Source organism: Priestia sp. YIM B13552 (assembly GCF_042787775.1).
GTDB classification, from domain to species: domain Bacteria; phylum Bacillota; class Bacilli; order Bacillales; family Bacillaceae_H; genus Priestia; species Priestia megaterium_E.
In genome coordinates this window covers 979,992-989,526 of record NZ_JBHZOU010000003.1, presented here as the reverse complement: position 1 = coordinate 989,526, position 9,535 = coordinate 979,992, and the positions used below count along the sequence as shown (strand labels likewise).

Genomic DNA, 9,535 nt, shown 5'->3' with positions numbered 1-9,535 from the left:
GTGATTGTTAGGTAGTATATACCCGTTTTTTAACTTAAAGGTGTTTTTTATTTGTCTCACTATTAGGGGTCAGTCCCACAGTTCCGCAAAGGGTTCTTTTTCTGGAGTATTCAGCTTTTTATACATCCTTGATATGACGGCGTTTGTTAGAATAATGAATCACTCATCATATGAATAAAAAGTGCAGCTTTTATTCATATGATAAGTGATAAACTCTAATTACAAAATAAAAAAGATATCTCAGTTAACATTAAATGTTAATTAACGGTATCTATAAACTCTTTATTATTACAAAAAAATACATACATAAAAGTCCTTTTTTCTTAATTATTTAAAAATTATTATTTTTTAACTGAAAAGTGATATTCTTACAAAAGTTCAAAAAATAACATAAGAAAAGAGGAATTGTTTTGAAAAGAAAAAACACGTTACTTTTAGGAGTTAGTATGAGTGCAGGCTTATTTTTTTTAGCACAAGGAAATGTGTCAGCTGCAGAAAACGTACAAATAAAAGAAGATGTGTATCAAAAAGCAGCAAGCTCTCATTTATTAAAAGTAACAGAAAATGGACAAGTACAAGCAAAAGATGAGAGTTCAGTAGAAAAGTTAGCTGATAGTGATAACAAATATAAAGATTTTACCGATACAGTAGAGAGTATTAATTATTTAGTTGAAAAAGATGTAGCTAAAGTAAATAATGATTTTGACATAGAAATGCTTTCTCCTGAAGAAATTACTGAAGTAGCTCATAATTCTGATGAAAATGCAGAAACTTCACAAAAATTTTCAACATTTGCAGTAGATACGGGACTAAAATCATTAAATTTAAAAGGGTTAGTAGAAAGTAACAGAAATGAATTAGAGAAATTCAATGCATCAGTACTTAAAGCTTCTCCTGGTTCAGCTTATAATGCAACAGTAGGTTATTTTGTTGGGAAAGTTCAGGAAGGTGGACCATGGGATTATAAAGTAAGATCTGGATATAAGCCATGGTATAAAGAATTTAACGCTAGTACTTACAATGGAAAAAAAGTAATTAACTCTGAATATATTGGAAACTATAATTATGCATATACAGGAGAACTACTATTTAGTAAGAAAACTTTGCTTATTGGTGGTGGTGCAGTAGGTGTGGGAGTTGGACAACCTGAAGACTCTAAAGATAAAGATGTAATAACAAAGGGGTATAATGACGCGGTTAAATATTGGTAATATTGAATTATTTATGTAGACCGTATTGTATGGTATTAATAAGTAAAACCATATAGGGAGGGACATTATGAATTATTTTTTGAAATTGAATTTTTCAAGTATACTATATGCAGTTTTAATTTTTATTAATATCGAACTAATTTTTAATATTTATCGTATTAGTAGAATCATAGAACTTGATGTAGCAATAGCCAGAAATATTGGAATTGTAGTTATGTTAATTTCTGTTATTGTATTTAGTTTCGTTTATTATTTACTAAATCGTCGATACTTAAAAGGTAGCAAACTAAATTATTATGGAACCGTGTTATGGATTCCGTACTTTGTTATTATGCTTATCTTATTTAACAGGCTTTTTCCAATTAGTGACCATGGAGATCAACTCAATCCTATAGGAAGAATTGTTATATACCTTGGTGTTTTACTTTATCCAATATACTTAGCAATTGTAATTGCCTTATCTAGAAAAAGTACAGTTCAGTAGAGAAAGAAAAAGTACTCCTATTTTGGGAGTACTTCTTTTCTTTTGAATTACACTTAAAATAAAACAAATAACTATTCTGTTTTTAAACATCCATTTATCTTCCTTAATAAATTATATATTATTCATAATTTATTCCAAAACAAAAGTCCGCAAAAGTATACCTTTACGAACCTATCATTTACATAAGAAATCTATTATTTTTACCGTTCGTTTAAGTTTAAAGATAACCTATAAACGTCCTCTAAAAACATAGACTTTAACGAACTTATTTTCGTAATAATATAAATATTAATTTAACTTAATTATAAAAGTACAAAAGAAGGAGCATCATCTAAATATATAGGAAACTCATAAGAAGAGTCTTTAACTTATAAGAAGTAAAGACTCTTTTTGTATTTGCTTTATTTAAAATAATTAAAGTAAAATTATTATTTATTTAACCTTGTTGATTTAGAAGTAAATTGCTCTTTATTTTTAAATAAGTTGACTCCATAACCTGCAAGACCTCCAATAATTGCAGGGAATATCCAACCTAATCCAATATGGTAAAGAGGAAGATAGTAAGTAAATACTTGGTCAATACCAGGAATGTGTAAGCCAAAATCATTTAATCCGTCTACCAGGCTTACAACAAATGTTAAGAATAGGCTGCCTTGGTATACCTCAGCACATCCTTTAAATAAAGAATGAAGGAAAGTCAAAAAGATTAGAACGATTGCTAATGGATAGAGAACTGTTAAAACAGGTACTGAAAAAGAAATTAAATGATTTAATCCAACATTTGCGATGATTGCGCTAAACACGGATAAGCTAATCGCAATTTTCTTGTAAGAAATAGAAGGTAATAATTTATGGAAATAAGAAGAGCATGAAGTAATAAGCCCTACGCTAGTTGTCAGACAAGCTACTGTGATCATTAAGCCTAATAGTAACCCTCCATATTCTCCAAAATAATAATCAGAAACTTTCGCTAGCACCGCACCACCATTATCTAAATGCCCAAGCTTTTCTACACTTGAGGCGCCCATGTATGAAAGGGCTGAATAGATAGTTGCAAGAATAATAGCAGCAATTCCTGTAGCTTTTAGGCAAACAGTTATAATTTGCTTCTTTGTTTTAGCGCCTTTTTCTTTAATTGCATTGATAATAATGATTCCGAAAACGAAAGATGCAAGAGTATCCATTGTTAGATATCCTTCTTGGAACCCATTAAAAAAAGAGTTTGTTACATATTTTTCTGTGGGTGCTTGAAATTTTCCAATAGGATGAATAAAAGCTACTAGAACTAGAATTCCGATGAATGTTAATTTAATCGGCGTTAAGAATTTTCCGACAATATCGACAATTTTCGCCGGATTGAGAGAAAAAAAGCATGTAATACTGAAAAATATAATAGTAAACACGAGTAAAGCTATAGAACTAGAGCCTTCAGAAATGAAAGGTTTAAGTCCGATTTCAAAAGAGACGTTACCTGTTCGTGGGATAGCAAATAAAGGTCCAATAGCTAGATAAAGAACAGTTGTAAATACTAAACCAAAGATAGGATGTACGCGACTTGCTAATGATTGTAAATCTTCTTTTCCGGAGAACCCAAAAGCTAGTACACCAAGTAAAGGCAAGCCTACTCCAGTAACTAAAAAACCCGCATTTGCTGACCAGATATTTGCTCCCGCTGACTGACCAAGCATGGCAGGGAATATTAAATTTCCAGCTCCAAAAAATAATGCAAATAACATTAAACCAATGATTACTATAAAAGAAAACGGTACTTTGTTTGACACGGTGAAACCCCCATTAAAAATATTCTTTATAAAAAATTAAATTTTCAGACAATTTAAATTACAAATAACTTATCTTTTTTGTATTATAAACAGTCAAATTACATATTTCAATATAAAAAATAAACTTTTTTAATAAAATTTAAAAAATTATCAATTTTCCGTTCATTATCCATTATTAAAATAAAAATAATATTAAAAACCCAGATTTTTATTCAAAATGCGTACGTTAAGTGAGTTAATAACGGTATTTTTTTAAAAAAATTATAAATCATATTCAAATCGCGTATATTATCCTTTTAATTAATTTGATTGAATGATATGCAAGGAAGTTTGGAAATATAGTACTACGAAACTTATAAAACTTTTTAATATTAGCTAAACACCTGAAAGGAAAAAGTAGTTGATTTATTGCTTCAAGAAATGGAGCATTCTAAGTCTTATAAAGAACGCTTACTTTTATCTCCTGAACTAGTAATTTGACAATCAACAGCTTATCTCTAGACAAAGTACTTTTCTAATGTGAAATCACTGTCTAGAATCACAAACGTTTCTGTTTCCTTTGAATGATTATCTTATGGTACTCCATTCAAGCAGTCAGAGGGTAAGTAATAATGATCATTTTTTCTTTTTTAAAATATGTCATAAATTTTATATATACTGAAAAGACCTTATTAACAAATTAATTAAGGTCTTTTTATCTTTTCTTTTTGAAGCCAAAACTCATCATATAAGCTATTAATAAAGAGATAAAAGCAGCAAAACTAATTTTTATGTAAGAAACCTCTAAAGCCCAAGGACCATATTTTTTTATATTTAAACGATACATAGACCACCACTGTCCATTTTCACCTTTAAAAAATGAGAAGATAATCCATAAAAGAACTAAAAACAAAAACCATGATAAAAAGATAATATAATTAGGCATTTTTCTATTCATAGGTCCCCCCTCCGTTCTTCCCGTTTATATGTGATGCTCTTTTCTCTTATTATAGTAACAATAATCGGGAAAAATTTAGAGTTTTTATTGAATAAAGAACGTTTGTTCGTATATAATAGAGAACAAACGTTCTTTATTTGAGGAGTTATTCCAATGGATTATGAATATCTACCAAACAGAGTCATTATTTGTATTGATATGAAAGCATTCTTTGCTTCTGTTTCATGCGTGATACGTAGGCTAGATCCATTAAAAACAAAGTTGGCAGTTGTAGGAGATACAAAGCGGTCGGGATCAGTTGTGTTAGCTGCCACACCCTTATTAAAGAAAGAAGGGATCCAAACAGGCAGCCGTCTTTTCGACATTCCTAGAAGGAAAGATATCCATGTCGTAAACCCATCCATGGAAAGGTATGTCCAGGCCTCGAACTATATTTCTAGTTTAGTGTTACAGTATGTCGCTCCTGAAGATTTCCATGCATATAGCGTTGACGAGTTGTTTATTGATGCAACAGCTTCTTTACATTTATTCGCTCGTACACCAGAAGAATTAGCCCGTAAAATCATCAACGAGATTTATCGTAAAACACGGCTTACAGCCACCGCAGGAATCGGTCCGAATCTCTTGCTGGCTAAGGTGAGCTTAGATCATGAGGCCAAGAATAGCCCAACAGGGGTAGCTTATTGGCGATACGAAGATATTCCTTTTAAATTATGGTCGATTCACCCAATGAAGGATTTCTGGGGAATCTCATCCGCTACGGAAAGACGCTTAAATCGTTTGGGCATTCACTCCATTAAAGAACTCGCTCTTTCTTCTGTAGAGATGTTACGTAAAGAATTTGGTGTCTTGGGAGAAGAAATCCACCAACATGCAAACGGAATTGATTTTAGCCGTATTTCTGACGTGTATATTCCGAGCTCTCGATCATTCGGGAAGAGTCAAATTCTGTTTCGAGACTATACAAGTCGAAAAGAAGTGGAATTGCTGCTATTAGAACTGTTAGATGATGTGTGCTTTCGTTTACGTATGCATCAAGTCGTGGCACAAACTATTCATTTATCCATTGGCTACAGCAAACAAACAGGTGGCGGCTTCTCAAGACAAAAGAAAATGGGGCGGGCTTCGAACCTAAGTCAAGATATCTTTCCTTATTGTTTAACCATACTACACACGTTTGATAGCGGAATGCCCATTCGATCGATTGGAATTTCTTTATCGAACACCAGTATTCAAGAAGAAGAGCAAATGAGTTTATTTGAAGATATTGACCAGCGGGAAAGAGCCTATGCACTTGCTAAAACAATTGATGAAATACAGATGCGTTATGGGAAGAATAGCGTTTTGCGAGCTTCAAGCCATCTCAAGCATTCAACAGCTCGTTATCGAAACGGCCTTTTAGGAGGTCATAAAGCATAAAGGAGGAAGATGATATGCAAAACAGAGGAATGAAAGTAACAATAGTATATTATAAGGGTGAATATAAAGTATACAAAGATTGTCATTCACCTATTATTGTTTCTTTATAGGATGAAGAACAAGACTAAAAAATATGTAGTATCTATAGTATTCATAGAATAAATAATTGGAGGTGGAGTCCACGATTAGAGTGCAAAAAGTTATTCTATCATCAGGAGAAGAACGATGGGTTGTCTTAGACGAAAGTGGAGAGCTAGTTGTACCAATCATGAAGTTTATAAAGTATAAAGATGCTTTGGGAAAAGCTCCTAACACTCTTAAGACATACTGTTATCACTTAAAGCTATTTTGGGCTTTTCTAAGTGAGAAGAACAAACATTATAAAGAAGGTGACTTAAATTTATTAGCAGAATTTATTGGTTGGTTAAGAAGAGGATCAAATGCTTCAAATACAGTTTATCTAGCTAAAGGTAAGAAAAGCATAGAGGTAGCGAAGAGAACTGAATCCTCTATTAATTCTATTCTAAACTGTATAGTTGAGTTTTACGATTTTCAATGGCGAAACGGAGAAGTCACTTTTGATATGAAACTGAAAGCTACTAAAGAGATCAAAATCACAAAAAAGAAGTACCGAAGGTTCTTAGATCATACAGTACGTAGCCGTACTACTAAAATTAATATATTAAAGCTTAAAGAGGCTAAAAGAAAGGTTAAAACCGTAACTAATGAACAAGCTGAAATGATTTATAAAGCATGCAGCAACCTTAGAGACCAATTAATCATTCGTATCATGTATGAGGGAGGATTAAGAGCTTCAGAGTTATTAAGTTTATGGATAGAAGACTTTAGTATAAGCGATTGTAGTATTACCGTCAGAGAATCAAAAACGAAAACAGGTGAGAAGAGGAAAGTATATGTATCAAAGGAGACAATGAATTTATTTCAAGACTATATTATTGATTATCATACAGCAGGCACTGATTCGAACTACGTTTTTATTAATATAAAAGGGAAAAATAGTGGAAAGCTAATGAATTACTGGACTTTACAGGCCCTAATAAGAAGGCTTTCCAAAAAGACAAATATTGATTTTACAGCTCATATGCTTCGCCATACCTATGCAACTAATCTTTATGACCTTGGAATTAAGGCTGGTATCATTCAAAAATTATTAGGTCATTCTCAAGTACAAACCACATTAAATATGTACATTCATCCTTCAGAAGAAACTATAAGAAAACATTGGGAACAAGCCAAACAACACGGGAGGATACAAGAGTGAATATAGTGTCTGTAACTCCTACTCTAAAAAGAAATATGCCTTTAACTACCCTTCAGGGTTATTGGGCCTTAGATAAGTGGAGTGTCGATAATTATCCAATGCAAGAACGAATTGGAAAAGTTAACTCAGGTAACAGAAGTGTTGATTTTAGTAAGATTAACAATCATTTCATTAGATCTGAGATAAAGTACTATTCATTTTATTCTTTAACAAACGAAATGTGGCTTTTTACAAGCTTTGTATGTATGCACTTCCATAGGCTTTATTTTATATCAACGTTCTTAGAAGAAAAATACCCATATATAACATCTATCCTTGATATTCCTTATGATAAAACCTTAAATGAATACAAATCTTATCTAGTCCAGAATAATAAGCCGTTAACCAAGGTCCGTAATGGTCAAGAATATGTATCAGAGTATATAGGAATATACAAACAAATCTATCAATTCTTCACTGACCACTATGATGAAAGACCTGAATATGAAAAAGATAGGTGGAATGTAGAGAAGTTAGGTATTCCTTATAACATGTCTCGAAGAGATCGGTTTCTTAACTTTACAAGTATTCAACAACCTTATCGAGAACTCGTTAAAAAATATGCCTACCAGACGTTGTTGGTTCAGCAACAAATTACGTATGCGACCATGCAAAATATTTTAAAGAAGATGTTTTTGTTTTTTGATTTCATTGTAGAAACTTACCCTAAATGGAGTACTCTCCAAGATTTGAAACGAAAGGACATTGAGGACTTTCTATTTTATATTAGGAATCGCGACATGGGAGGGAAAAGTCATACTAAGAATCGTGTGCCGAGTAATCGACATGTACTAGAATGCATTTCAAATGTAAGAAGGATACTTGAATATATGCAAGCTTTTGAATGGCCAGAAGCTCCTACAAGTCCAATTCATACACTTATATTTCCAGAGGATTTCCCCTCTAGAGAGACTAAACATTACCGGGAGCACATTAAACATGTGCCTGATTATGTATGGGAGCAAGTTCAAGAATATTTACATAAAATAGATCCTGAAATAGCTAGGTTAATAGTTATTATGGAGGCAACTGGTTTTAGAGTTTCTGATGTATGTCAATTGAAATTAAATTGCTTAATATATAAACAAAATGGATGGTGGTTATCAGGTGATCAACGAAAAGTAGGGATAAAAGAACATATCGTTCCAATTTCAGAAGAAATTGTGGCTATTGTTCAAATACAACAAGAATATATTAACAACCACGAAAGACAAGTCCATAACATAAATAATTTTCTGTTTCCGGTCCTTAGTGGAAAAAATAGAGGAATGGCTTTTTCTCAGCACAGAGTTACATATGCATTAAATCAGTTAGCAAACGAATATAACATTCTTGATAAAGATGGAGCAGCATTCCATTTTAAAAATCATGCCTTCCGGCATAGGTATGGAGTAAGTCTAATTAATAACGGCATGAACATTTTACACGTTCAAAAATTAATGGCGCATACGAGCCCCGAAATGACGCTAGCTTACGCAAAAATTTCGGATAATACGCTTCGAAAAGAATGGGAAAAAGTCCAAAACTCAATACGTATAGATACGAATGGTGAATTGGTAAGGGGAGACCTAAGTGAACAAGCTTTAGAAAATGGATTAGAACTTGAGTGGATACGACACAACATGGACTCAATCCGTTTAGATCATGGTCTATGTATAAAAAGTCCCAAAGTACATTGCGAGTTCTTAGATTACTCCCTAGAAGTTCCTTGTATAAAAAACAAGTGTAGGAGTTTCCATGTCGATACAACATTCCTTGATTATTACAATGTACAAATAAATCAGATGGAAGAAGATATTGTGAAATACGAAGCAAGTGGGCGTCTTCGTTCTATTGAGTTAATTAAACCAAAGCTTATTAAATACAAAGAAATTCGAGATTCGATAGCAAATGACAACGGAGTCTTCGGTATGGCTAAACATAAACGCGAGTATGTAGGAGATGAACGAAAGAACAATGGCTAATAAAAGTCCAAATACCACAGGGATATTAAATTATGCATATGAAAAACATACAAAAGCTAAAGGTCGAGTAGATAAAGCGATAAAAGAAATGATTAAAGAGAAAAAGCCAATTAATTTTAATTCAGTTTCTGAAACGGCTGTAGTTTCTAAGGCCTTTTTATACAGAGATTTATCTATCAGGAAACGTATAGAAAACTTGCGTCATCAACAAGAAGGTTTACGGGAAGCTAGAAACCTCAAGAGAAATACATCTGATGCATCTAAGGATGTGTTGATAGAGGCCTTAAAGAATAAAATCGATAATTTAAACCGTAAGGTAAATTCATTAGAAGTAGAAAATCAACATCTAAAAGATCAGATTAAAAAAAATCTAGGAAAAGTTTATGAAGATCTATAATTGGTCTTCGATTTGTGCGCC

7 protein-coding genes are annotated in these 9,535 nt (G+C 32.3%); 5 read left to right on the top strand and 2 right to left on the bottom strand.

Annotation, left to right across the window (positions count from 1 at the left end; genetic code table 11):
* The first annotated feature begins 446 nt into the window (after positions 1–446).
* Positions 447–1,211: a polymorphic toxin type 44 domain-containing protein gene (locus ACFX40_RS17085; protein WP_377255692.1), complete on the top strand. Its 765-nt coding sequence runs from the start codon at positions 447–449 to the stop codon at positions 1,209–1,211.
* A gap of 912 nt (positions 1,212–2,123) precedes the next feature.
* On the opposite strand, the gene brnQ is transcribed toward ACFX40_RS17085, so the two are convergent.
* Together brnQ and ACFX40_RS17075 are read right to left on the bottom strand one after the other, a co-directional pair.
* Complete coding sequence (brnQ, locus tag ACFX40_RS17080) at positions 2,124–3,476, bottom strand: branched-chain amino acid transport system II carrier protein (protein WP_060747500.1); 1,353 nt, start codon at positions 3,474–3,476, stop codon at positions 2,124–2,126.
* A 694-nt stretch (positions 3,477–4,170) separates the two neighbouring features.
* A complete protein-coding gene (locus tag ACFX40_RS17075; protein ID WP_028408923.1) occupies positions 4,171–4,413 on the bottom strand; it encodes a hypothetical protein in 243 nt (80 codons plus the stop codon).
* Between the two features lie 153 nt (positions 4,414–4,566).
* Between ACFX40_RS17075 and ACFX40_RS17070 the strand changes: the two genes are divergently transcribed.
* The 4 genes from ACFX40_RS17070 to ACFX40_RS17055 all read left to right on the top strand — a co-directional run bounded on the left by ACFX40_RS17070 (position 4,567) and on the right by ACFX40_RS17055 (position 9,514).
* Positions 4,567–5,832 (top strand): Y-family DNA polymerase, encoded by a 1,266-nt coding sequence (locus ACFX40_RS17070; RefSeq protein ID WP_377255689.1) that lies wholly within the window; start codon positions 4,567–4,569, stop codon positions 5,830–5,832.
* Between the two features lie 190 nt (positions 5,833–6,022).
* Positions 6,023–7,114: a tyrosine-type recombinase/integrase gene (locus ACFX40_RS17065; RefSeq protein WP_247645631.1), complete on the top strand. Its 1,092-nt coding sequence runs from the start codon at positions 6,023–6,025 to the stop codon at positions 7,112–7,114.
* Positions 7,111–9,117, top strand: coding sequence for a tyrosine-type recombinase/integrase (locus ACFX40_RS17060; protein ID WP_025749027.1), 2,007 nt, complete (start codon positions 7,111–7,113; stop codon positions 9,115–9,117). The genes ACFX40_RS17065 and ACFX40_RS17060 overlap by 4 nt, the downstream gene beginning before the upstream one ends.
* Entirely contained in the window at positions 9,110–9,514 is a 405-nt protein-coding gene (locus ACFX40_RS17055) for a DUF6262 family protein (RefSeq protein WP_025749026.1), read from the top strand. The genes ACFX40_RS17060 and ACFX40_RS17055 overlap by 8 nt, the downstream gene beginning before the upstream one ends.
* Positions 9,515–9,535 lie beyond the last annotated feature (21 nt).

Excerpts from the sequence above, each read along its gene's own strand:
- ACFX40_RS17085 (WP_377255692.1), top strand. The coding sequence starts at position 447 with ATGAGTGCAGGCTTATTTTTTTTAGCACAAGGAAATGTGTCAGCTGCA.
- ACFX40_RS17075 (WP_028408923.1), bottom strand. The coding sequence starts at position 4,413 with ATGAATAGAAAAATGCCTAATTATATTATCTTTTTATCATGGTTTTTG.
- ACFX40_RS17070 (WP_377255689.1), top strand. The coding sequence starts at position 4,567 with ATGGATTATGAATATCTACCAAACAGAGTCATTATTTGTATTGATATG.
- ACFX40_RS17055 (WP_025749026.1), top strand. The coding sequence starts at position 9,110 with ATGGCTAATAAAAGTCCAAATACCACAGGGATATTAAATTATGCATAT.